This is a genomic window from Aestuariispira insulae, assembly GCF_003385955.1.
Lineage (GTDB): Bacteria > Pseudomonadota > Alphaproteobacteria > UBA8366 > Aestuariispiraceae > Aestuariispira > Aestuariispira insulae.
Genome location: NZ_QRDW01000006.1, coordinates 98,136 through 119,088, shown reverse-complemented (window position 1 = coordinate 119,088; position 20,953 = coordinate 98,136). Strand labels below are relative to the sequence as shown.

Below are 20,953 nucleotides of genomic sequence, written 5' to 3'. Positions count from 1 at the left end.
CGTTTTTGCAAATATATCGGATGGCTCCGGATACATTACCCCTGTTGCAGGGCAACCCAAGGGGCTTCATCGGCACGTTTGCCTTCGTAGGATGTGATTTTCTCATCTTTCTGAAGGGTCAGCGCAATGTCATCCAGGCCGTTGAGCAGGCAATGGCGGCGGAATTCATCTACCTCAAAAGCATGCTTGTTGCCGTCCGGATCAACCACGTCCTGATTTTCCAGATCAATCGTGAACATGGCATTGCCACCACGTTCCGCCTTTTCCATCAACTGGTCCACGGTTTCACGCGGAAGTTTGATCGGCAGGATGCCGTTCTTGAAGCAGTTATTGTAGAAAATATCGGCAAAGCTGGGCGCGATCACGCAGCGGATACCAAAATCCAGGAGCGCCCAGGGTGCGTGCTCACGGGAAGAACCGCAACCGAAATTGTCACCTGCAACCAGGATCTGTGCGGCTGTGTAGGGTTCTTTGTTCAATACGAAGTCGGCAATGGGCTGGCCATTGTCGTCATAACGCATCTCGTCGAACAGGTTTTTGCCTAAACCCGTGCGATGGATGGTTTTCAGGAACTGTTTCGGGATGATCATATCGGTGTCGATATTGATCAAGTCCAGCGGTGCGGCAATGCCGGTCAGTTGGGTGAATTTCTGCATGGCTTTGGCCTCCCCTCAACGAATTTTCAGGCCTTTGAGGTCGAGCCATTCCATGGCGTCCTCAAAGTCAAATTCTTCATCATCATTGGCGGGCACGGCGATATCCACCTGCCAGCCATTGACGGTCAGATCCCGACCAAGCAGATTGCTCAGCCAGTCTCCTTCCTGCTGTTTGGTTGCCATACGCATTACAGGAACTCCCGCACGTCGGCCAAATGGCCTTTGATCGCGGCGGCGGCTGCCATGCCTGGGCTGACCAGATGGGTTCGGCCGCCACGGCCCTGACGGCCTTCGAAATTGCGGTTCGAGGTGGAGGCGCAACGTTCGCCCGGTGCCAGTTTGTCGGCATTCATGGCCAGGCACATGGAACAGCCTGGCTCACGCCAGTCAAAGCCTGCTTCTTTGAAGATTTTGTCCAGGCCTTCTTCTTCTGCCTGGCGCTTGACCAGGCCGGAACCCGGTACGATCAGGGTGCGTACGCCTTCTGCGACCTTGCGGCCCTTGGCGATGGCTGCCACTTCGCGTAAATCTTCGATCCGGCCGTTGGTGCAGGATCCGATGAAGACCGTGTCGATCTTGACGTCGGTCATCGGCTGACCGGCGGTCAGGCCCATGTAATCCAGGGCGCGCTGTACGGCGGCAGCTTTGTTCTTGTCGTTGATGTCGGCCGGATTTGGCACATTCTCTGTGACGGCAATCACGTCTTCAGGGCTGGTGCCCCAGGTGACCTGCGGTGCGATTTCGTCGGTGTGCAGCTTGATTTCAACATCATATGCCGCGCCTTCATCCGAAGGCAGGGAGGACCAATATTCCACGGCCTTGTCCCAATCGGCACCCTCAGGTGCCATCGGGCGGCCCTTGACGTAATCAAAGGTGGTCTGGTCCGGTGCAATCAGGCCGGCACGTGCGCCGCCTTCGATGGCCATGTTGCAGACCGTCATGCGGCCCTCCATGGAAAGCGCCATGATGGCTTCGCCGGCATATTCGATGACATAACCGGTTCCGCCCGCGGTACCGATCTTGCCGATGATGGCAAGCGTCAGATCCTTGGCGGTCAGGCCCGGACGCAGCGGCCCTTCAACGGTGATGCGCATGTTTTTGGCAGGCTTTTGCAGCAGGGTCTGGGTGGCCAGAACATGTTCTACCTCGGAGGTGCCGATACCAAAGGCAAGCGAGCCAAAAGCACCATGGGTGGCGGTGTGGGAATCACCGCAGACAATGGTCATGCCGGGCAGGGTGAAACCCTGTTCCGGGCCGACAATATGCACAATACCCTGGCGGATATCATTCATTTCAAGATAGGGAACACCAAATTCCGCACAGTTGGCGGCCAGCGTCTCAACCTGGGTGCGGCTCTCTTCATCCGCAATACCCTTGTCGCGCCCTTCGGTGGGAACGTTATGGTCGGCAACCGCCAGCGTCTGACCCGTGCGCCGGACCGGACGGCCCGCATTCCGCAGCCCTTCAAATGCCTGTGGGCTGGTGACTTCGTGAACCATGTGGCGATCGATATAAAGCAGGCAGGTTCCGTCTTCCTGCACGTCGACCACATGAGAGTCCCAGATCTTGTCAAAGAGCGTACGGGGTGAGCCCATGTTCTTCCTCTCCTGAATTCCTGACCAATGTCCCCTTGGATTATAAGGTTCCGGCCGGTTGATTTTGGTTTTCCGGCTGGGGACGTAAACAACCCGGACACGCTTCCGCAAAGGCAGCACAGGGTCTGCCTTTGCGGATAATCGTGAAGCGACTGTGTACCAGACGCGAGGGCTGGATACTATCGGGCTTTCGGGAACAAGTCCCTTTCTGCCCGGTCAAGCGTTGCTTATTCGGCAGACGCTTTTTTGGTGTCGCGACGTTCTGCGATACGTGCGGATTTACCGGTACGACCACGCAGGTAGTACAGTTTCGCGCGACGGACTTTACCGCGGCGAATGACTTCAACGGAATCCAGACGCGGGCTGTAGAGCGGGAATACACGCTCAACGCCTTCGCCGTAGGACAGCTTGCGTACGGTGAAAGAGCTGTTCAGGCCGGCATTTTTGCGGCCGATGCAAACGCCTTCAAATGCCTGCACACGCTCACGGTTGCCCTCGACAACCTTCACGTTGACGCGGACGGTGTCACCAGCCTGGAATTCCGGGTGACCGCCTTCCGGGGTGCGTTTTTCAATCTGCTCTTTTTCGAGCTGTTCGATAATGTTCATAGTTCCAGTCCTTCTTCACTCAAATGACTAGCAGGCATACACCCGATAACGGGGCCAGAGGCCTAACGGTTCATGCCTGACTCATAGCGTTTCCAGAGATCGGGGCGGCGTTCGCGCGTCACTTTCTCTGCTTCCGCCAGGCGCCAGGCGCTGATCTTCTCATGATGGCCGCTCAGTAGGATTTCCGGGACATCCCGGCCTTCCCATTGTGCAGGCCTGGTATAATGCGGATATTCAAGCAATCCGCTGCTGAAGCTTTCCTCGTTCAAGGACTCATTGGCACCAAGCGCACCCGGCAACAAACGGACAACGGCATCCAGCAGGGCCAGGGCCGCGGGCTCGCCGCCGGACAGGACAAAATCACCCAGGCTGATCTCACGCACCTGGCGCTTGTCCAGAACCCGTTGGTCGATGCCTTCATATCGGCCACAGACCAGGGTGACCCCCGGGCCTTCGGCCAGTTCACTTGCCAGTTCCTGATTGAAGACCTGGCCGCGCGGGCTCAGGTAAACAACAGGACAGCCGGTTTCTTCAACCGAGCCGATGGCCGCATCCACCACATCGGGCCGCATCACCATGCCGGCACCGCCGCCAAACGGCGTGTCATCCACGCTTTTATGTTTGTCGGTGGCAAAGTCACGAATCTGCACCGTTTCCAATTCCCAGATACCCGCATTCAAAGCGCGACCGGGAATGGATTGGCCCAATGAACCCGGAAACATTTCCGGGAAAAGGGTGAGTATCTTTGCCTGCCAGGGGGCGGTCATGAGGCCTCTCCCTGGCTTTCTGCATCTTCGGAAGCAACAACCATGACCGGTGGATTGATGACCAGGCGGCCATTTTCCAGATCGACCTCCAGAACGGTTTCCTTATCAAAGGGGAGCATTTCTGCACCACCATCGATCAGGTTGATATCCAGGATGTCGCCGGCACCGAAATTGTGGACCGCCTTGATAGTGCCGTAACCGGCGCCTTCCACGGTTTCCGCCTTCAGGCCGATCAGGTCCGCATGGTAGAATTCATCATCTTCGGTATTGGCTGCAGGCAGCTTGTCCCGGTCAATGTAGAGTTCTGTGCCCTTGAGGTCTTCCGCAAGGTTGCGGTCGTTGATCCCCTTGATGCTGACAATCAGGCTGCCCTTGCTCTGGCCGGTGATTTTCAGTTTGAAGGTCTGCTCGCCGGATTCATCAGACAGCGGGCCGTACGCGGTCAGCTGTTCGGGCGCTTCCGTGAAGCTTTTCACCCGAACCTGGCCACGTATGCCATGTGCGCCCGTTATCACGCCGAGGCAGAGTTGGTTCTTCATAACCGTCGATCCATCCAATCAGAGGAAAGCGCTGAGAGCCTTAGGCTTCAGCGGCTTCTTCAGCCGGAGCTTCAGCAGCTTCTGCAGCTGCGGCAGCAGCGGCTTCAGCAGCTTCGCGGGCTTTTTCTTCTTTCTCGCGGATCCGCTCCAGGGTCTTTGCAGACGGCTGGGATTTCTTCGGCTGCTCGTTGAAGGTACGCTCACCAACCAGGTCGGCAGCGGCCAGGAAACGGGCAACGCGGTCGGTCGGCTGGGCGCCAACGGACAGCCAATGTTTGATCCGCTCTTCGTTCAGAACAACGCGTTCAGCGTGGTCTTTGGCAACCATCGGGTTATGGGTACCCACTTTCTCGATGTAGCGGCCATCACGCGGGGAGCGGGAATCCGCAACCACGATCCGGTAGTAAGGACGCTTTTTGGCGCCGCCACGTGCGAGACGAATTTTCAAGCTCATAGTCTAGTCTCCAGTTTACAAAATCGTCGAATACTTAAATTAAAATCTCGGGGCTTGCCGGGGAATGCTTAACGCATGCCGCCCGGCGGCATCATATTGGGCGGCATCATGTTACCGAGCGATCGCATGAAGCCTTTCTTGCCCAACTTGCTTACCTTTTTCATCATCTTGGACATCATCAGATGCTGTTTCAGCAGTTTGTTGACGTCCTGGACGCTGGTTCCAGAACCGGCAGCGATGCGCTTCTTACGGGAAGCATGGATCACTTTCGGGTTCTGGCGTTCTTTCTTGGTCATGGAGGAAATGATCGCCTCCTGACGCAAAATCATCTTGTCGTCGATATTGGCGCCGGCCATCTGTTGTTTCATTTTGCCAACGCCCGGCAGCATGCCCATCAGGCCTTCCATGCCGCCCATCTTGCGCATCTGCTTGAGCTGCTTGGCCATGTCATCCAGGTCGAATTCGCCCTTCTGCATCTTCTTGGCCAGCGCTTCGGCTTCTTCCTGCTCAATGGTCTCGGCGGCTTTTTCCACCAGGGAAACAACATCGCCCATGCCCAGGATGCGCCCGGCGATACGGTCGGCATGGAATTCCTCCAACTCGTCCATTTTTTCGCCGGTGCCGAGGAATTTGATCGGGCAATCGGTGACCTGGCGCATGGAAAGCGCGGCACCGCCACGGGCGTCACCGTCAATCCGGGTCAGCATGATGCCGGAAAGGCCGATCCGCTTATGGAAGCTGTCGGCAACGGTAACCGCATCCTGACCGGTCATGGCGTCGGCCACCAGGATGGTTTCGGACGGACCAGCAGCAGCCTTAACAGCAGCCACTTCATCCATCAGCGAATCATCAATATGCAACCGGCCTGCTGTATCGAGCATGACCACGTCAAAACCGCCGAGGCGGGCGGCCTGCATGGCGCGTTTGGCGATATCGACCGGCTGCTGGCCGGGAACGATCGGCAGCGTTTTGACCTCAACCTGCTCACCGAGCACAGCCAACTGTTCCTGTGCGGCAGGGCGGGCCACGTCGAGGGAGGCCATCATGACCTTCTTACGCTCTTTTTCCGTCAGGCGCTTGGCGATCTTGGCGGTGGATGTGGTTTTACCCGATCCCTGCAGACCAACCATCATGATCGCGACCGGCGGCTCACCCAACAGATTAAGGCCGGTATTTTCCGACCCCAGCATTTCGACCAGCGCATCATTGACGATCTTGACCACCTGCTGGCCCGGCGTCACGGATTTCAGAACTTCCGCGCCAACGGCTTTATCGGTGACGGTCTTAATGAAGCTTTTCACCACCGGCAGGGCGACATCCGCTTCCAGCAGGGCAAGTCGGACTTCGCGCATGGCTTCCTTAACGTCGGCTTCCTTCAGGGCGCCACGACGTTTCAGACCTTCAAATACGCTGCCTAGCCGGCTGGTGAGCGAGTCGAACATATATGCTTCTCTGCCTTCTCGAATTAATCAACAAACAGGCCACAAAGCACTTAACGCCAGTGCGCGAAACTCGCGGACTGGCGGGGCTCCTCGGAACCGAATGGCACTTGGATGACCTGAATTTGGAAGGGTAGATACAAGCTGGGATCAAGAGAGTCAAGCAAATGCTGCATTTCCGCCGGAGAGGACGACATTTGGCCGACAATTCTTTCCGAGAATCTGATTTATCTCAAATCCACCTGAGAAGGGAAGGCCTAGATTGCCACCGGCAGCCGATAATCCTGTTCCCCGGGCAGAGATCAGATTGCCTGTTCAAATAGAATAAAATAGGATCCGTGCCATGGAAAACTGTAACGGCAATCAAAGCGGCGGTCGGCGCCCCAATGATATCGACAGGCATGTCGGGCGGCAGATTCGCGCCCTTCGAAAAGAAAAACGAGTCACCCAGCAGGAGTTGGGGGCGACCGCCGGCATTAGTTTCAAACAGATCCGCAAATATGAAAATGGTGAAAACCGGGTCTCCGCCGGGATGCTCTATTCCTTTGGCAAGTATCTTAATGTGAAAGTCGAGAGATTTTTTGAAGGCCTGTCGGAGGTGGATGAGCGCGCTTATGTGGACAATGCAGAGCAGCCCCGCCTGGATGAGCTGACGCGCTTGGTGGATAACTATGTCCGCATGCATGATGGTGCGGCGCGAAGGGAATTGTTGGAACTTGTCCGAACCATCGCCAGTGATTGATCGAAGGATCAAGAAAGGATGGCGGCTCCCGGCAATCAGCGCGGCCAGGGACTGTCGGTAAAGACAGGGGTGGCTGATTTTTCCTGTTTTTCCCAACTGGCCTTTTTTCGATAGATGGTGGAAGGGGCGATTTCCAACATTTCTGCTGCTTTTGGAATGTTGCCACCGCATTGGGCAATGGCGGCCTCAATTGCTTCTTTTTCAATCTGCCAAAGTGGCTTGGGTTTTCCGTCGGACGAATTCGTGGCGGGGGTTGCTAACCTGGAGTCTGCCGGCGGTACCGGCGGCGGCGTTGCATGAAAGGACCCGGAATTGCGACTGAAGCCTGGCTGGGGCAGCATAGGGGAGGTTGTTGGTTGCGGGATTTCACGCCCCTGTTCCGGAACGATGCGTGAGAGTGGTGCTGGCAGCATATCGGATGTGACCCGCTTTCCGTCATTCAAAACGACCACATTGCGGATGATATTTTGCAGCTCACGCACGTTGCCGGGCCAGCTATAGGCCTGGATCATGGCCTGGACGTCCGGGGCAAAGCCGATAAATTGGCGCTCTTCCTCTCTGGCATATTCTTCCAGATAGCTTTGGGCGATTTCCAGGACATCTTCGTCACGGTCTCGTAATGGGGGCATGGCAATCGGGATCACATGCAGGCGGTAATAGAGATCTTCACGGAAATTGCCGCGCTCCACTTCGGCCAGGACGTCCCGGTTGGTGGCACAGACAAACCGAACGTCGACTTTTTCCAGGCGACTGCCGCCGACTTTCTGGAAGGTGCCAGTTTGAATGAACCGGAGCAACTTGGTCTGCAGATCCATCGGCATTTCACCGATCTCATCAAGAAACAACGTTCCCTGATGCGCCTGGGAAGCGGCCCCGTCGCGATCTGCAACCGCGCCGGTGAAAGCACCTTTCTTGTGGCCAAATATCTCCGATTCCATCAATTCTCGCGGGATCGCGCCACAGTTGATGGCAACAAAGGGTCCGTTTTTGCGTTCGCTTTGTTTGTGGATTGCCTGTGCGCAAACCTCTTTACCGGTACCCGATTCGCCGGTGATGAAAACGGTCGCCTTGGATTTGGAGGCGGAATCGATGATCCGATACACCGCCTGCATGGCCAGCGAACGACCAATGAAACCTTCATAGCCTGAACGGGCGCCGGCCTGGATGGTTTCCACCAATTGGCTCAGCTTATGACGTTCCAGCGCGTTATTGACCGTGACTCGCAGACGGTTGGCGTTAAACGGTTTGACGATAAAATCATAGGCCCCGGCCCGCATGGCCTCAACGGCGACGTTGACCGAACCGTGGGCCGTGATCACGACAACTGCCCCCGGATGCTGTTCTGATTTCATGTAGCGCAGGATTTCCAACCCGTTCATATCGGGCAGTTCGATATCGAGCAGCAGGACCGCCGGGGGATGCTGGCGGATCAGCTCCAGCCCTTTTGCGCCGGTTTCGGCAACGCGCACATCCACATCCTCATCGGACAGATACTGTTCATACAGCATGGACAGTGAGGGGGTATCCTCAATCAGGATGACGACCGGTTTCTCCGCCATAGGCGTCCTAAACTCCTCCACCGCAAGGGCAACGGGGGCTTGCGGGCAAAATTGGATCTGCAAATAATGATTTCCCCCATCACCTTTATAGCGGCAGATGGGGGAAAAGGAAATCACTGGGCCTCGACCCGTTGGATCAAGTCGCCGTCAAGGGCTAGAGCTTGCCAGCCTTGCAGGCTTTGCTAATGGTGTTATGGGCTTTGGTAAAACCGCTTAAGGAGTATGTATCCTTGGTTTTTGTCCCACGTTGAGATTCACCGGTGACAATCATGGTGCTGCCGCCGCGCATGGCTTTTACCAGCGCCTTGTCATCTTCCTTGAAGGCAAAGGCGGATGAATCCTGGGTAAAGAGCTTAAAGGTCTTGGAACCGATTTTGACGGTGACTTCCGAGCCGCTCTTGAGCGGATATCCCATGTCAAAGCTGACTTCATGAAAGCGCTTGGACGATGCCCGATGGGTGATGAATGCAAAAATCTGGCCCCGTTGTTTCCCCCCCTCTTCATGTTTGGTGGGTTCGGACCACATGTTGCACACTTTTGCACCGGCATCCACATAGGAATGGGCCTGCCATTTCTTATATTCGCCGAGATCCTTGTTGCTGTCTTCGGCAAGGGCGGAGCCGGTCGCGAGGGAAATGGTTGCGGTGAGGGCGAAAGCCAAAATTTTTACTGCCGGTTTCTGCATGAGGGTCATATGCAATCCTGTATTTACGTGAGTCTCGTCAGGGCAGGGCGCTTCTGTCTGGCCGGGCGCGCGCCAGAATTGCCCGCTGGCCGTCATTACTTAGGAAAGAATTAAGGCAATATCCAGGCAGGCATTTCAAGCGTTAGATTATTTTTTCTCGGTTCTAAATTTCTGGAGACCGTGCACATGTTCTTTGACCTCACCGATTTCCCCGCCGGGCATCAGGGGGCGGGCACCGAACTTGCCCTTGGAAATCAGCCGGTCATACAAGACCAAAGCGCCGGCAACGCTGACATTGATGCAGAATTTGGTGGGAATTTTCACCGTGAAGTCACAGCGCTCTATCAATTCAGGCGACAGGGAGCCGCGCTCCGGACCCAGCACATAAGCCGCCTGGGTCGGATGACGGAAGCTGGGCAATTCGACCGCATCATCGGTCAATTCCACCCCGACCAGCTTACAGCCCTTCGGCAGGGCCAGGCCGGAAACCGAATCGTAAACATGTAATGGCACCTGGGCCGCGGTTTCGGACGTGTCGGCGGCATAGACCTCACGGACATTGACATGGGGGGCAATGGCAAAAACGAAGCTGCCGCCAAAAGCGTGGGCGGACCGGAAAAGCGCGCCCACATTGCGGGGTTTCGAGATGCCTTCCACGCCGAGGCCAAAATATCCGCGCATGGTCTTAAACCTTTTTCTTCAAGGCCCGGATCAGGGCATTTATCATCAAACTATATACCATTGCAGGCTATTTTGTCCGGCAAAGGTCGGCGGGAACTTGCCTTGTGGCGGTGCTCAAGGCAAGTTCCAGACGTTATTTTTCTCTTCTCCGTCATGAAAAGGCTGAAAGCAGTGCGCAAATCTGGTGATCATGAAAACCCCAAAATCAATATGGATTTTTCCGGTGCGGAGCCGGTAACGGTGGAAGTGACCCGGGGCGCGATTGTGGAAAGCCGCCATCGCGGTTCTGTCGCTGTGGTGGATGTTCAAGGCCAGGTTCAATTGGCGGCAGGTGACATCACCCGTCCGGTTTATCCCAGAAGCGCGATCAAGGCCTTTCAGGCATTGCCGCTGGTGGAGACCGGTGCTGCTGAGGAGTTTGGTTTTACACCTGCGGAAATCTCGCTGTGCTGTGCCTCTCACGGGGGGGAGGCTGGGCATGTGAAGACAGTGGAAGCCATGCTGGAGAAAATTGGGCTGGGTGAAGAAGACCTGGAATGTGGTGTTCACTGGCCGACCCATGAAGAAAGTGCCTTTGCTTTGGCGGCGGCCGGCCAGATGCCGGGCCAGCGCCATAACAATTGTTCGGGCAAACATGCAGGCATGCTGGCGCTGGCCAGAAAACTGGGGGCGGATACCAAAGGTTACACGGACATCACCCATCCGGTGCAGCAGCGGATTCTGGGCACGATGGAGGCCATGTGCGGTGTCCATCTGGCGGAGGCCCCGCGTGAGCGCGATGGTTGTTCGGTGCCGACTTGGGCGATCCCGTTGGAAAATGCGGCCTACGGTTTTGCCCGGTTCGGTGCGCCAGATGACCTGCCGGAAATTCGGGCGCAGGCTTGTCGGCAGATTGCCGCCGCCGTGGCGGAAGAACCCTTCATGGTGGCCGGTTCCGGGCGCTGGTGCACGGATGTTATGACGGTTCTGGGGCAGCGCGCATTTGTGAAATATGGCGCGGAAGGGGTTTATTGTGCCTCCCTTCCCGAATATGGACTGGGCGTTGCGATGAAATGCGAAGACGGGGCCAAGCGCGGGGTTGAGGTGATGCTGGCAGCTGTTTTGCGCCATATTGGTGTGATCGAGGATAAGGACCTTCAGCAGATGGCGGCTTTGAAGTCTGTGCCGTTGGTTAACCGGCGCAATTTCAAGGTTGGTGAAATCCGCCCGGCGGAAGGTTTTCTATCTTTCTAAATCTGTGTAGGATAAGGACGTTTTCCTAATCCGCGAGGCGTGATGAAAGCCTGGATCGTGAAAGAGGCGGGTAACCTTGCCAGCCTGGAAATGGTTGAGCGGGATATTCCAAAGCCATCGGATGGCCAGATCCGGGTCCGGGTCGGGGCGATTGGGCTGAATTCCGCGGACCTCCAGATGATTGATGGACATCATCCCCGCCAGCCGCAATTTCCCTATATGCCCGGCATGGAAGTGGCGGGCACCGTGGTGGACCAGCATGATGATGCCTTTGGGGTTTTCCCGGGGGATCATGTCATGGCCTGGCTGCCCTACGGTGGTTTGGCAGAGGAAGTGATTGTCGATAGCGGCTGTTGCTGGGTCGCGCCGCGGTCCCTCTCCATGGTGGAAACGGCGGCCTATTTGATGTCATACGGTACCGCGCATCTAGCACTTAACCGCCGTGCCCGGCTAGCGGATGATGAGACATTGCTGGTATTGGGCGCGGGCGGTGCCATGGGGGCGGCGGCAGTGGCGCTGGGACGGATCAAGGGCGTCCAGATCGTGGCCGCAGCCGGTGGGGCGGAGAAATGTGAATTGGCCCGGACGATGGGGGCGGATCATGTGATTGATGTGAATACCGAGGATCTTGCCGATCGCATGGCGGCGCTGAATATTAAGGCGGATGTGGTGTTTGATCCGGTGGGCGGGGATCTGTTCCGCCAGGCCCTTTCCACAATCAGCCACGAAGGCCGGATTATCTCCTTAGGATATGCCGGGGGCGAGATCCAGGAGATGCATGCCGATGAATTGCTGTGGCGGAATATCGATCTGATCGGTTTTGAGCTGGGCGGCTACCTGCCTGGCCATTGGGAGGCAGTGCGACAGGGGTTCAGCAGCCTGGCCCATGCGATCTCGGACGGTCGCATGACCCCTTATGTTGGCCATGTCTTTCCGTTTGAAAAAGCGATGGAAGCCTACAAGTTGCTTGCAGAACGCAGGCGCGTGGGTAAGGTCGTGCTCCATATTCACGACTGACTGTATTATCAGGCACAAGGCATTAGGCATGGCGGCAAAGAAAACGGCCCGCAACGGCGGCAAGGTTCGCGCGCAATATGAGGATTTCCCTTATCCGCATCGCGATCCGCGGGATGAGAAAAAACGCCTTGTGACCGGATCGCCGAGCCGTTTGCCGGAATTGGTGCATTATCTGTTCAAGGGACATCTCGCGCTGAACCGGCCTTTCAGGGTGTTGGTGGCCGGGGGCGGCACGGGGGATGCGTTGATCATGCTGGCCCAGCAACTGGCTGATGCCGGGGTCGAGGCGGATATCCATTATCTCGATCTGTCGAGCGCGTCGCGCGCGATTGCAGAAAAGCGGGCCGCCATCCGCAAGCTGAACAACATCACATTCCATAGCGGCTCTTTGCTGGAGGCTTCAGACCTCGGTGCATTCGATTACATCGATTGCTGTGGTGTGCTCCATCATTTGGAACAACCGGGCACCGGTTTCCGGGCGCTGAAAGGCGCGTTGGCCCCCGATGGCGGTATGGGCATCATGGTTTATGGCGAGTTGGGCCGGACCGGTGTTTATCACGTCCAGGAGATGTTGCGCATGATCGCGCCGGATGGTCCGGAAGATGAGAGGGTGTCGGTGGCCAAATCCTTGATCGCTGAATTGCCGGCAACCAATTGGCTGAATAAAAACCCTCAAATTCATGATCATCGGGAATCCGATGCGGGTCTTTACGATCTGTTTCTGCACTCCCAGGACCGGGCCTATACGGTGCCGCAGCTGGCGGATGTTGTGGCTGCTGCCGGGCTTGAGATCGTCTCCTTCATCGACCCATCGCGCTATGACCCGAAACTGATGGTGAAAAAAACGGAGTTGCGGGCCCGCATGGCCGCACTGGATCCATTGAAACAGGCGGCCTTCGCTGAATTGCTGTCAGGCAATCTCAGGAAGCATGTCTGTTATCTGACCCATTCCGGACGCGGCAGAGAAATCACGGCTACTGTTGGTGATCCCAAGGCGGTACCGGTTTTCAAGGACCGGGAAACCGCGGCGATGCTGCATCAGATGCCGCCCGGTGCCCAGCCGAATGTTGAGGCCGATGGCCTTTCCATCCCGCTGCCATTACCGCCTCAGGCGGCGATCGTCCTAAAGGCGATTGACGGCAAACGCAGCCTGGAGGAGATCCGCAAAATGATGCCGGGATCGCCGGACTGGATTGCTTTTGCGACAACCTTTGCACAGGTTTTCAAGGCGCTTAATGCCGTGGGCATGCTGTTCCTCTGCCGGATTAACCGCTGAGCGCGGATTTCCTGAATAGCCCGGTCAACAGGCTACTGGGGCTGAGTGCCAGTACATTGCCGACCAGGATCAGGCTGACACCGAAGATGGCGTCCAGGCTCCAGACATAGCCTTCAAACAGGGTTGATAACGTCAACGCCACCACGGGGAAAAGCACTGCTGCATAGGATGCCCGGTCCGCGCCGATGCGTCCCACCAGGGTAAGATAACAGCCAAAAGCGATGGCGGATCCCAACACCGCCAGATAGACCAGCGACCAGATATAGTCGAAGGAGGTGTCGAAGGTGACAGGCACGTCGGCAGCGATCGCGATCAGGAACGATATGGCGGCCCCATAGGCCATGCCATAGGCATTGGTTTCGATGACCGGCAGATTGGCGCGTCGGTTCCGGATCACGAACATATTGCCGATCGAGGCGAGATAAGTCGCCAGCAGGCACAGCGCCAGGCCGATCACGGAATTGTCGGACAGGTCCAGGGTCTCAATCTCAGGCCGAAAGACAAGGGCAATACCGGCCAGGCCGAAGATAGCGGCGATGACCACCTGCAATTTCACCCGGATTTTGAAAAATATCGCCTGGTTGATGATATTCATCACCGCAATTGTGGAAAACATAACCGCAACCAGGCCGCTGGCCAGATAACCGGTGGCAATGTAGAACACCCAGTAATTCAGACAGAAGAGAAATAAACCCTGCAGGGCTATGAAAAGATGGTTGCGGGTCCCAAGCGCTTTATTGCGCAGGCGGCCCATGACCAGGCAAAAGGCAAACAGGATCAACGCGCCCAGGCCAAAGCGATAGGCCAAGGATAAGATCGGGTCGACCACACCCAACTGGAAGGTGATCACGATCCAGGTGGACCCCCAGATCAAAACGGTTGATAGATACAGCCCGAGATTTTGCATGCCCTTCCCCAATCATCTTGCGCCGGATCAGGCCGAAATGCGGCTTGAAAGGCATTCTACTTAGGTGGTGAGGTTCTCTATGGCCTCATCCACCTCCCAAAAATAGGAAACGCGGCACCTTGTTTGAGGGAGGTGCCGCGTCTTTTATCCGAAATCGGATAGGGGGTCTTTTTGTTTCCTGGCCCGGTTTAGGCCCCGGGGCAGGGAACTGTCAGCCACGCCAGAAAGGTTTGGCTGCTTCCCGGTCTGCCTGTTCAAAGGAAAAACCCATGTCGGAGAGCAGACGGCGATCCAGTTCCTGCAGGTGACGGCGCTGGTCAATGCGGATCTGCCAGACATGCAGATGGGTCAGCACGGTGGTTACCGCAGCCTTCATCGCCCCAACCGTTTTGCCGGCGGTCTCTACCAGATGCTCGGCAAAATCACCCATGGCGCTGACGAAGGGAGCTTCGTAGTTCATGTGAAATTTCGCGGCCATTTCACGTCTCCTAATCAATAGAATTATTCTGAAACCGGACTGTTTGGAAGAGGCCCATCCGGTTGTCAACCTCTTGATGGCTTACAAATAGGGGGCATCAGGGATAATCACAATGGACAAATTTTCATGTTTCGAATAAGAAGTATTTATCCGAATGTCATTTGTTCGTCACACAAAGGTTATCCGCTATGGCGCGTAAACTGCCCCCTTTGAACACGCTGCGAGCCTTTGAGGCTTCTTGCCGCTATCTGTCTTTCACCAAGGCGGCAGAAGAATTATTTGTGACACAGGCGGCGATCAGTCATCAAATCAAGACATTGGAAGAGGCGCTGGATGTAAAGCTGTTCCGGCGATTGAACCGGGCGTTGCTGTTGACGGAAGAAGGGCAGGTCCTGTTGCCGGCAGTGCGTGAATCCCTGTCGATCCTGGGGAACGCGGTTGCCAAACTGCGCGAGCAGGAGCGGTCCGGCACCTTGACGGTCAGTATGCTGCCCTCTTTTGCCTCTTCCTGGATGGTGCCGCGTTTGGGGCGGTTCCAGACGGCGCATCCCGATATTGATCTTCGGATCTCGGCCAATTTCGACATGGTGGATTTTGATCGTGACGATGTGGATGTGGCAATCCGGTTCGGCAAGGGGCGCTATCCGGGGCTGGCCTCTGTGCATTTCCGGACCGAGGATATTTTTCCCGTTTGCAGCCCGGGCCTGCTGAATGATCCTGACCGGCCGCTATCCTGCCCGGAAGATCTGAAATATCACACACTGTTGCATGACGATATGGAAACTGACTGGCGGATGTGGCTGATGGCGGCGGGGGTGAAGGGGGTGGATGCCAGCCGCGGCACCAGCCTCAATCAATCCGATATGGTTCTGCAGGCCGCTATTGACGGCCAAGGCGTGGCGCTGGGCCGGTCGATCCTGGCACAGCGTGCGCTTCGCAGCGGGCAATTGGTCAAACCGTTCGATCTAACCCTGCCCAGTGATTACGCCTATTATTTCGTCTGCCCGGAAGCGGCGTTTGACCGCCCGAAGACCAAAGCCTTCCGCGAATGGCTGTTTTCCGAGGCGGAAACATCCTGATCGGATCGGTTAGGCGGTTGAGCGTTGATTGCCCGCCTGCATCAGCCCCGGCATGATCGCGCCTAGCAAAAGGGCCAGAATAGGATCGGTGATTTCCGGCGTTCCGGCAGCCAGGAAAATCTGGGCGGTTTCCATACTCAACAAGAGAACCGCGACGGCCCCACCGGCCCGCCAGGGTGTCAGGCCGGAAATGATCAGCAGGAAAATGAGCTGGGAATAGATGAACAGCTTCCAGGAGAGTGCGATCAGATTGGCCAACATGGAACCGGACAGGAAACCGCCGAACGGCATAAGCGAGATCATTTGTGCCTCTTCCCGGAAGATGAAAGGCGTCAGGCCGTTATTTAACAAGACCAGCACGATCAGGCCTATCGCCAGATAAATGCGTTTCTCGCGCAGTTTTGTCATTGCCAGGAATAGGATGCTCCCCAGGAAGGCACCGAAAAACTGTGCCAGGGTCGGATCATTCTTGAGAATGAGTATGCGCAGTGGAAAGACAGTGACGGCACCCAGCAGCAAAAGCCCGAAAATCCAGCCGGTGCGGTTTTGGTCCCGCGCCCCGGCTAGGAACACCGCGCCCAAAGTGAACCAATAGGCCAAGTAGCGCAGCATGGATTCGATGCTGAAATTTTCAGAGGCGGCGAGGCTGGATTTGAGATTACCTTTGACCAGCCCCCAATCAAGGGAAGGGACAAAAGGGATCAACTGATAGATCAGAAACGCACCCAGTAGCATGAAGACAATGGGCGGCAGTGGCATCGGGTAACGTTTCAGGAAACCGCGCAGGCAGAAGGCGGCAATGAGGCCAGTCCCCAGGCCGATCAGATTGAAGACCACATCCAGCATGCTGGGCACGCGGCCGGCAATGAAGATCTGGGCGAATTGAACTAGGATCGCGAACAGGACCGTGAGGCTCAGACGGATCCAGAACCAATATCGTTTTTCCATGCCGTACAGCGCGCCAAAAAGTCCGGCAGGGATACAAAGCGCGACATTACCCAGGATATCCGCTTTGCTGACCGTTGCGGTATCAGGAAACCAATCGATCTGATCAAGCGGGGTGAAGCCGTATGAAAAGGGATAGAGGCTTCCGTAAACCAGCATGAAAAGGGAGAGGTAAAATAGCGCGCGCATCGCAAATCCGTATGAGTGGTCGGAAAGAAAAGCCCCGGTGAGAAGCAATGACGGTGGATCGCCGGTCATTGTTGAAACCCTATTCAGATCGGCAGTGAGCGGCAAGGGGCTTTGCCGGTAGAAATTATTCTTTATCTGGGATGATTTATCCGTCGTGACAGGATATTGGTTCTGCGATCAATCATTTTACGGGAAGGGAATATTGGCATGGCCAGGATTGAAACTGTCAAAGCGCTCCGCGAGATCTATCGTAAACCCCAAGGGCGCGCGCTGCAAAAACAGCTGGATCACCTGGAATTTCACGGCCGCAATTTCATTGCTAAATCCCCCTTCCTGGTCCTGGGCACCAGCACAGCCGGTGGCATGGGGGATGTTTCCCCGCGCGGAGATCTCCCGGGTTTTGTCAAGGTTTTGGATGATCATACGGTGATCCTGCCGGACCGGCCGGGCAATAACCGGTTGGACAGTTTGAACAATATTATTGAAAATCCAGCGGTCTCCCTGATTTTCTTTCTGCCCGGTGTCAATGAAACCTTCCGGATTAACGGCGAGGCTGAAATCAGCACCGATGAGGATCTCCTGGATTTATGCGTGGTTGATGGCAAGCGCCCGGTCACGGTCTTGAAGATCACGGTCCGGGAAGCCTATCTCCATTGCGCCAAGTCGATGATGCGCTCAAACCTCTGGTCGTCAGAAATCCAGATTGATCGTAAGGATCTCCCCACGATGGGCCGGATGATCAATGATCAAATCGGAGAACAAGGTCCGGCGGAAAGTCAGCAGGAGATGGAAGCCCGATATAAAAAGGCGCTCTATTAGAGCGCCTTTTGTTCCATTCCCTAGGCTCGAGCCATTTTCAAGGCCTTGCGTCGGAAAAACATGTCTTTAGCCGCGAGAACGGCTCCACCGACGATGGCGAGGCAGGCAGCCAGAACCGGCCAGCTTGCCTGGGCCTGACCGAATAGGATCAACAGCAGCGCCGAGAGCAGCGGGGCGGCGTAGGAAAAAGCGCCAAGCGCCTTGATATTGCCGCGTTTCACGCCAATATCCCAGGTGAAAAAAGCAGCGCCCACAGGCCCCAAACCCAGGCCAATCACCGCCAGCCATTCCGCCCAATTCCCCGGCCAGACGGTGGTTTCGAACAGCAGGTGGCAGAACAGGCCCAACAGGGCGGTTGCGCCGCAAAACCATCCCACGGTATCGGTCGGCACCTTGCCAAATTTCCGACTGACCACGGAATAGGTCGACCAGGTCAGCGCACAGGCCATCGCCGCGAGATAGCCGGTCAGATATTCATTGCGGAACTGGATCTGGCCGCCGTTGGTGACCAGAAGCGCGCAGCCGCCAAGACCAAGCAATGCACCTGCCAGATGATACCAGCGCAGGGACTCACCTGGCAGCAGGGCGGAAAACACGACGATCAACAGGGGCCAGAGATAGGCAATCAGGCTGGCATCGACAGCGGGCGCGTTGCGCAACGCCATGAAGTAAAAAAAGTGATACCCAAACAGGCCGAGCACGCCCAAGGCCCAGACGGGCCAGTCATGGCGCAGATGCCTGGTGACCGGTTCACCCCGGATGACCCATTTCACTGCGGCCAGTAAGAAGGCCATCGAAAAAGTCATGGCTACAAGCTGGAATGGCGGGATCTCACCGGTCCAAGTGGTGAAGAGCGCAAGAGCGCCCCACAACAAAACGGCGGTGGATCCAATGAGGGTGGCTCTCAATTCGGTCATGTGGGTTCTGCAATTATCTCTAAGTTATACCTAGCCTTTTGATAACCCTTTACTTGCGCACTGGTCTTGACCGGAACCGCGGCAGTTTTGACTGAAAACCAGTTTATCGGGTTTCCATGGTTTTTCGAAAGGCGGCGGGCGTAATCCCAAACTGTCTTTTGAAGGCGCGGGTGAGGGCGGATTGCTCGGAAAAGCCGCACCGGTGGCTGATCTCGGCAATGGAGTGGCCGCTTGCCTGCAGCAACTGCCGGGCCTCTTTCAGGCGGACGGCAGAAAGATAGTCCGCCGGCGTGCAATTCATCCAGCGTTTGAACAGGCTGATGAGGCGAGAAACCGACAGGCCGCTTTTATCCGCGATCACTTCATAACTGAGCGGCTCGGCGAAATGCCGGTCAATGAGCGCGCAGGCGGCGGACAGCTGTGCCACCATTTGATGGTCGCGGGCAAAGCCGTCGGATTTCAGGACCTGGGTGACCAGCGGGATGATCAGCGGCCGGATATCCTCATAGCGGTTTTCCCGCACGGCCAGTTCAGCAAAGCGGGTCAGATGCTGCAAGGCCGGAGAGAGTGAGAAAAAACCGCTTTGTGATTTCTTGGGGATTTCCAGGCTTTCGGCAGGAAGGTCAATCACCAGGAACTGGCTTTTATCCTCGCACCAGAAGCGGTGGGTGGCGCTCCGCGGGATGACAACACCTGCATTGCCGCCGGCCAGACCTTCCCTACCACCGGTTTCCATGCCAAGTGTACCGCGCAGTGGCAATAGGATCTGGTGATAATCATGGGCGTGGCTGTCTTCCAGCGCATGATATTCCCGGATACCGATATGCGGCTCGTCAATTTCATCTGGCATCTGCCGTCTCCCCGGTCTGGATCACCGGCCCTGTGACCGCGCATGGGCCAGACGGATGACACGCAAGGTCTCTTTCCACAGGCCAAGTTTGCCGATCTCGTCCAGCGCAACCCATTGGGCGTCCAGGGCATCGTCGCCGGGCACCGGATTACCGCCCTGCCATTCCGCCTGGAAATCGATCAATGTGTAATGATAGTCGATCTGGCCGCCCGGCGCATGATGGATGCTGTCCACCACATCCAACAGGATGGGCGGTGTGATGGTGATGCCGGTTTCCTCCATCACCTCGCGCGCGGCGGTCTCCCGGATGGTCTCGCCTGCATCCTGCTTGCCCCCAGGCAGGCTCCAATGGCCGGCCTCCGGCGGGTTTTTGCGCCGGATGAGCAGAACCTGATCGTCTTTTAAGACAACGACACCCACGCCGATCACCGGCCGCGAAAAATCCAGGGGCATGAAACTTCGCCTCTTTTTTTCAAACTACAGGCTTCTACAAAAGCCGCCAGATGAACAGTTCTGCATGCGGGCGGGCATCATGCAAGAATTGTCTGGTGCGGAGGCTTCTTTGCGCATGTCATGTCGCCATTGTAGTCCCCACCCAAAAGAAACGGGGTGCCGAAGCACCCCGATCCCAGAACAGCCTTGTTCCGGCGGATCAATACATATGCTGGCCACCGTTGATGGACAGGGTGGAGCCGGTGATGAAGCCGCCTTCATCAGCGACCAGGAACAGGACGCCGCGGGCAATCTCCTCGGCATGGCCCAGGCGGCCCACCGGGATTTTTGCGACAATTTTCTCCAGCACCGCTTCCGGCACGGCACGGACCATGTCGGTATCGATATAACCCGGTGCGATGGCGTTGACGGTGATGCCTTTGGCGGCCCCTTCCTGGGCGAGGGCTTTGGTGAAGCCATGGATGCCGGACTTGGCGGCGGCATAGTTAACCTGGCCATACTGGCCTGCCTGACCGTTGATGGAGCCGATATTGACGATCCGGCCGAAGCCGCGTTCGCGCATGCCGTCAATCACGCAACGGCACATGTTGAAGCAGGAGCCGAGATTTGTGTCGACAACCTGTTGCCAGTTTTCCTGGCTCATGCGGTGAATGGTGCCGTCACGGGTGATGCCGGCATTGTTGACCAGAACCTCGACCGGACCCAAAGTTTCTTCAACGGCGGCAATGCCGTCCACGCAGGATTCGTAATCGGACACATCGAATTTGAACACATCGATGCCGGTTTCTTCCTTGAATTTCTGGGCAGCTTCGTCATTGCCGCCATAATTGGCGGCCACCGCATAACCGGCATTTTTCAACCCAACAGAAATCGCCCCACCAATGCCGCGCGTTCCACCTGTTACAACTGCTACTCTACCCATGACAAAGCTCCTTAACCGTTAAATAAGTTCACCCGCACATATTCTTGCCACGCGGTTGCGGATCTCTCTTTCTGGTCGCAGAGGGAGAGAACCCGCTCCGGAAGCCTTATTGAATTATCAAACCACGATATGCGGACTGAAAC

Annotated in this window: 24 protein-coding genes; 6 read left to right on the top strand and 18 right to left on the bottom strand. The window is 56.5% G+C overall.

Annotation, left to right across the window (positions count from 1 at the left end; all coding sequences use genetic code 11):
- Window positions 1–35 precede the first annotated feature (35 nt).
- The 8 genes from leuD to ffh all read right to left on the bottom strand — a co-directional run bounded on the left by leuD (window position 36) and on the right by ffh (window position 6,061).
- Window positions 36–656, bottom strand: a complete 621-nt coding sequence (gene leuD, locus DFP90_RS15085; RefSeq protein ID WP_115937337.1) for a 3-isopropylmalate dehydratase small subunit — start codon at window positions 654–656, stop codon at window positions 36–38.
- Window positions 657–671: 15 nt separating this feature from the next.
- The gene (locus DFP90_RS22930) at window positions 672–845 is read right to left on the bottom strand and encodes a hypothetical protein (RefSeq protein WP_181905383.1); all 174 of its coding nucleotides are present in this window, start codon (window positions 843–845) and stop codon (window positions 672–674) included.
- Complete coding sequence (leuC, locus tag DFP90_RS15080) at window positions 845–2,251, bottom strand: 3-isopropylmalate dehydratase large subunit (RefSeq protein WP_115937336.1); 1,407 nt, start codon at window positions 2,249–2,251, stop codon at window positions 845–847. The genes DFP90_RS22930 and leuC overlap by 1 nt, the downstream gene beginning before the upstream one ends.
- A 227-nt stretch (window positions 2,252–2,478) precedes the next feature.
- The gene (rplS, locus tag DFP90_RS15075; protein WP_115937335.1) at window positions 2,479–2,859 is read right to left on the bottom strand and encodes a 50S ribosomal protein L19; all 381 of its coding nucleotides are present in this window, start codon (window positions 2,857–2,859) and stop codon (window positions 2,479–2,481) included.
- A gap of 62 nt (window positions 2,860–2,921) precedes the next feature.
- Window positions 2,922–3,626 (bottom strand): tRNA (guanosine(37)-N1)-methyltransferase TrmD, encoded by a 705-nt coding sequence (trmD, locus tag DFP90_RS15070; protein WP_115937334.1) that lies wholly within the window; start codon window positions 3,624–3,626, stop codon window positions 2,922–2,924.
- On the bottom strand, window positions 3,623–4,165 hold the full coding sequence (rimM, locus tag DFP90_RS15065) for a ribosome maturation factor RimM (RefSeq protein ID WP_115937333.1): 543 nt from the start codon (window positions 4,163–4,165) through the stop codon (window positions 3,623–3,625). Before rimM ends, trmD begins: the two co-directional genes overlap by 4 nt.
- A gap of 40 nt (window positions 4,166–4,205) precedes the next feature.
- Window positions 4,206–4,619 carry a 30S ribosomal protein S16 gene (gene rpsP / locus DFP90_RS15060; protein WP_115937332.1) on the bottom strand — a complete coding sequence of 138 codons (414 nt, stop codon included), beginning with the start codon at window positions 4,617–4,619 and terminating at the stop codon, window positions 4,206–4,208.
- A 68-nt stretch (window positions 4,620–4,687) separates the two neighbouring features.
- Window positions 4,688–6,061: a signal recognition particle protein gene (ffh, locus tag DFP90_RS15055; protein ID WP_115937331.1), complete on the bottom strand. Its 1,374-nt coding sequence runs from the start codon at window positions 6,059–6,061 to the stop codon at window positions 4,688–4,690.
- Window positions 6,062–6,401: 340 nt separating this feature from the next.
- Between ffh and DFP90_RS15050 the strand changes: the two genes are divergently transcribed.
- Window positions 6,402–6,800 carry a helix-turn-helix domain-containing protein gene (locus tag DFP90_RS15050; protein ID WP_115937330.1) on the top strand — a complete coding sequence of 133 codons (399 nt, stop codon included), beginning with the start codon at window positions 6,402–6,404 and terminating at the stop codon, window positions 6,798–6,800.
- A 35-nt stretch (window positions 6,801–6,835) separates the two neighbouring features.
- Here the strand turns inward: DFP90_RS15050 and DFP90_RS15045 are convergent, their stop codons facing one another.
- The 3 genes from DFP90_RS15045 to DFP90_RS15035 all read right to left on the bottom strand — a co-directional run bounded on the left by DFP90_RS15045 (window position 6,836) and on the right by DFP90_RS15035 (window position 9,725).
- Entirely contained in the window at window positions 6,836–8,359 is a 1,524-nt protein-coding gene (locus DFP90_RS15045; RefSeq protein WP_115937443.1) for a sigma-54-dependent transcriptional regulator, read from the bottom strand.
- A gap of 154 nt (window positions 8,360–8,513) precedes the next feature.
- Window positions 8,514–9,053: an invasion associated locus B family protein gene (locus DFP90_RS15040; RefSeq protein WP_181905382.1), complete on the bottom strand. Its 540-nt coding sequence runs from the start codon at window positions 9,051–9,053 to the stop codon at window positions 8,514–8,516.
- A gap of 138 nt (window positions 9,054–9,191) precedes the next feature.
- The gene (locus tag DFP90_RS15035) at window positions 9,192–9,725 is read right to left on the bottom strand and encodes an RNA methyltransferase (RefSeq protein WP_115937328.1); all 534 of its coding nucleotides are present in this window, start codon (window positions 9,723–9,725) and stop codon (window positions 9,192–9,194) included.
- Window positions 9,726–9,896: 171 nt separating this feature from the next.
- On the opposite strand from DFP90_RS15035, the gene DFP90_RS15030 reads away from it, so the two are divergent.
- Genes DFP90_RS15030 through DFP90_RS15020 form a run of 3 tightly spaced genes read left to right on the top strand, consistent with a single transcriptional unit; the run spans window position 9,897 to window position 13,251 of the window.
- Window positions 9,897–10,958 carry an asparaginase gene (locus DFP90_RS15030; protein ID WP_218044688.1) on the top strand — a complete coding sequence of 354 codons (1,062 nt, stop codon included), beginning with the start codon at window positions 9,897–9,899 and terminating at the stop codon, window positions 10,956–10,958.
- 42 nt (window positions 10,959–11,000) lie between these two features.
- Window positions 11,001–11,975, top strand: a complete 975-nt coding sequence (locus DFP90_RS15025; protein WP_115937327.1) for an NADPH:quinone oxidoreductase family protein — start codon at window positions 11,001–11,003, stop codon at window positions 11,973–11,975.
- Between the two features lie 28 nt (window positions 11,976–12,003).
- Window positions 12,004–13,251 carry a class I SAM-dependent methyltransferase gene (locus DFP90_RS15020; protein ID WP_115937326.1) on the top strand — a complete coding sequence of 416 codons (1,248 nt, stop codon included), beginning with the start codon at window positions 12,004–12,006 and terminating at the stop codon, window positions 13,249–13,251.
- On the opposite strand, the gene DFP90_RS15015 is transcribed toward DFP90_RS15020, so the two are convergent.
- Together DFP90_RS15015 and DFP90_RS15010 are read right to left on the bottom strand one after the other, a co-directional pair.
- The gene (locus tag DFP90_RS15015; protein ID WP_115937325.1) at window positions 13,241–14,158 is read right to left on the bottom strand and encodes a DMT family transporter; all 918 of its coding nucleotides are present in this window, start codon (window positions 14,156–14,158) and stop codon (window positions 13,241–13,243) included. The two genes, DFP90_RS15020 and DFP90_RS15015, sit on opposite strands and share 11 nt — an antisense overlap.
- A gap of 211 nt (window positions 14,159–14,369) precedes the next feature.
- Window positions 14,370–14,636 (bottom strand): DUF1127 domain-containing protein, encoded by a 267-nt coding sequence (locus DFP90_RS15010; protein ID WP_245957086.1) that lies wholly within the window; start codon window positions 14,634–14,636, stop codon window positions 14,370–14,372.
- Between the two features lie 188 nt (window positions 14,637–14,824).
- On the opposite strand from DFP90_RS15010, the gene DFP90_RS15005 reads away from it, so the two are divergent.
- The gene (locus DFP90_RS15005; RefSeq protein ID WP_115937324.1) at window positions 14,825–15,715 is read left to right on the top strand and encodes a transcriptional regulator GcvA; all 891 of its coding nucleotides are present in this window, start codon (window positions 14,825–14,827) and stop codon (window positions 15,713–15,715) included.
- A 9-nt stretch (window positions 15,716–15,724) separates the two neighbouring features.
- On the opposite strand, the gene DFP90_RS15000 is transcribed toward DFP90_RS15005, so the two are convergent.
- Entirely contained in the window at window positions 15,725–16,918 is a 1,194-nt protein-coding gene (locus DFP90_RS15000) for a VanZ family protein (RefSeq protein WP_115937323.1), read from the bottom strand.
- A gap of 138 nt (window positions 16,919–17,056) precedes the next feature.
- On the opposite strand from DFP90_RS15000, the gene DFP90_RS14995 reads away from it, so the two are divergent.
- On the top strand, window positions 17,057–17,668 hold the full coding sequence (locus DFP90_RS14995; RefSeq protein ID WP_115937322.1) for a pyridoxamine 5'-phosphate oxidase family protein: 612 nt from the start codon (window positions 17,057–17,059) through the stop codon (window positions 17,666–17,668).
- A 20-nt stretch (window positions 17,669–17,688) separates the two neighbouring features.
- Here DFP90_RS14995 and yddG read toward each other — a convergent pair whose 3' ends face one another.
- The 4 genes from yddG to phbB form a co-directional block, all read right to left on the bottom strand.
- Window positions 17,689–18,585, bottom strand: coding sequence for an aromatic amino acid exporter YddG (gene yddG, locus DFP90_RS14990; RefSeq protein WP_115937321.1), 897 nt, complete (start codon window positions 18,583–18,585; stop codon window positions 17,689–17,691).
- 103 nt (window positions 18,586–18,688) lie between these two features.
- Window positions 18,689–19,435: a helix-turn-helix transcriptional regulator gene (locus tag DFP90_RS14985; protein WP_115937320.1), complete on the bottom strand. Its 747-nt coding sequence runs from the start codon at window positions 19,433–19,435 to the stop codon at window positions 18,689–18,691.
- 21 nt (window positions 19,436–19,456) lie between these two features.
- On the bottom strand, window positions 19,457–19,888 hold the full coding sequence (locus DFP90_RS14980; protein ID WP_115937319.1) for an NUDIX hydrolase: 432 nt from the start codon (window positions 19,886–19,888) through the stop codon (window positions 19,457–19,459).
- A 199-nt stretch (window positions 19,889–20,087) separates the two neighbouring features.
- Window positions 20,088–20,810, bottom strand: a complete 723-nt coding sequence (gene phbB / locus DFP90_RS14975; protein WP_115937318.1) for an acetoacetyl-CoA reductase — start codon at window positions 20,808–20,810, stop codon at window positions 20,088–20,090.
- Between the last annotated feature and the right edge of the window lie 143 nt (window positions 20,811–20,953).

What these genes read in the sequence shown, in the direction of transcription:
- leuD (WP_115937337.1), bottom strand. Translation starts at nt 656, where the DNA reads ATGCAGAAATTCACCCAACTGACCGGCATTGCCGCACCGCTGGACTTG.
- DFP90_RS22930 (WP_181905383.1), bottom strand. Translation starts at nt 845, where the DNA reads ATGCGTATGGCAACCAAACAGCAGGAAGGAGACTGGCTGAGCAATCTG.
- leuC (WP_115937336.1), bottom strand. Translation starts at nt 2,251, where the DNA reads ATGGGCTCACCCCGTACGCTCTTTGACAAGATCTGGGACTCTCATGTG.
- rplS (WP_115937335.1), bottom strand. Translation starts at nt 2,859, where the DNA reads ATGAACATTATCGAACAGCTCGAAAAAGAGCAGATTGAAAAACGCACC.
- trmD (WP_115937334.1), bottom strand. Translation starts at nt 3,626, where the DNA reads ATGACCGCCCCCTGGCAGGCAAAGATACTCACCCTTTTCCCGGAAATG.
- rimM (WP_115937333.1), bottom strand. Translation starts at nt 4,165, where the DNA reads ATGAAGAACCAACTCTGCCTCGGCGTGATAACGGGCGCACATGGCATA.
- rpsP (WP_115937332.1), bottom strand. Translation starts at nt 4,619, where the DNA reads ATGAGCTTGAAAATTCGTCTCGCACGTGGCGGCGCCAAAAAGCGTCCT.
- ffh (WP_115937331.1), bottom strand. Translation starts at nt 6,061, where the DNA reads ATGTTCGACTCGCTCACCAGCCGGCTAGGCAGCGTATTTGAAGGTCTG.
- DFP90_RS15050 (WP_115937330.1), top strand. Translation starts at nt 6,402, where the DNA reads ATGGAAAACTGTAACGGCAATCAAAGCGGCGGTCGGCGCCCCAATGAT.
- DFP90_RS15045 (WP_115937443.1), bottom strand. Translation starts at nt 8,359, where the DNA reads ATGGCGGAGAAACCGGTCGTCATCCTGATTGAGGATACCCCCTCACTG.
- DFP90_RS15040 (WP_181905382.1), bottom strand. Translation starts at nt 9,053, where the DNA reads ATGACCCTCATGCAGAAACCGGCAGTAAAAATTTTGGCTTTCGCCCTC.
- DFP90_RS15035 (WP_115937328.1), bottom strand. Translation starts at nt 9,725, where the DNA reads ATGCGCGGATATTTTGGCCTCGGCGTGGAAGGCATCTCGAAACCCCGC.
- DFP90_RS15025 (WP_115937327.1), top strand. Translation starts at nt 11,001, where the DNA reads ATGAAAGCCTGGATCGTGAAAGAGGCGGGTAACCTTGCCAGCCTGGAA.
- DFP90_RS15020 (WP_115937326.1), top strand. Translation starts at nt 12,004, where the DNA reads ATGGCGGCAAAGAAAACGGCCCGCAACGGCGGCAAGGTTCGCGCGCAA.
- DFP90_RS15015 (WP_115937325.1), bottom strand. Translation starts at nt 14,158, where the DNA reads ATGCAAAATCTCGGGCTGTATCTATCAACCGTTTTGATCTGGGGGTCC.
- DFP90_RS15010 (WP_245957086.1), bottom strand. Translation starts at nt 14,636, where the DNA reads ATGGCCGCGAAATTTCACATGAACTACGAAGCTCCCTTCGTCAGCGCC.
- DFP90_RS15005 (WP_115937324.1), top strand. Translation starts at nt 14,825, where the DNA reads ATGGCGCGTAAACTGCCCCCTTTGAACACGCTGCGAGCCTTTGAGGCT.
- DFP90_RS15000 (WP_115937323.1), bottom strand. Translation starts at nt 16,918, where the DNA reads ATGACCGGCGATCCACCGTCATTGCTTCTCACCGGGGCTTTTCTTTCC.
- DFP90_RS14995 (WP_115937322.1), top strand. Translation starts at nt 17,057, where the DNA reads ATGGCCAGGATTGAAACTGTCAAAGCGCTCCGCGAGATCTATCGTAAA.
- yddG (WP_115937321.1), bottom strand. Translation starts at nt 18,585, where the DNA reads ATGACCGAATTGAGAGCCACCCTCATTGGATCCACCGCCGTTTTGTTG.
- DFP90_RS14985 (WP_115937320.1), bottom strand. Translation starts at nt 19,435, where the DNA reads ATGCCAGATGAAATTGACGAGCCGCATATCGGTATCCGGGAATATCAT.
- DFP90_RS14980 (WP_115937319.1), bottom strand. Translation starts at nt 19,888, where the DNA reads ATGCCCCTGGATTTTTCGCGGCCGGTGATCGGCGTGGGTGTCGTTGTC.
- phbB (WP_115937318.1), bottom strand. Translation starts at nt 20,810, where the DNA reads ATGGGTAGAGTAGCAGTTGTAACAGGTGGAACGCGCGGCATTGGTGGG.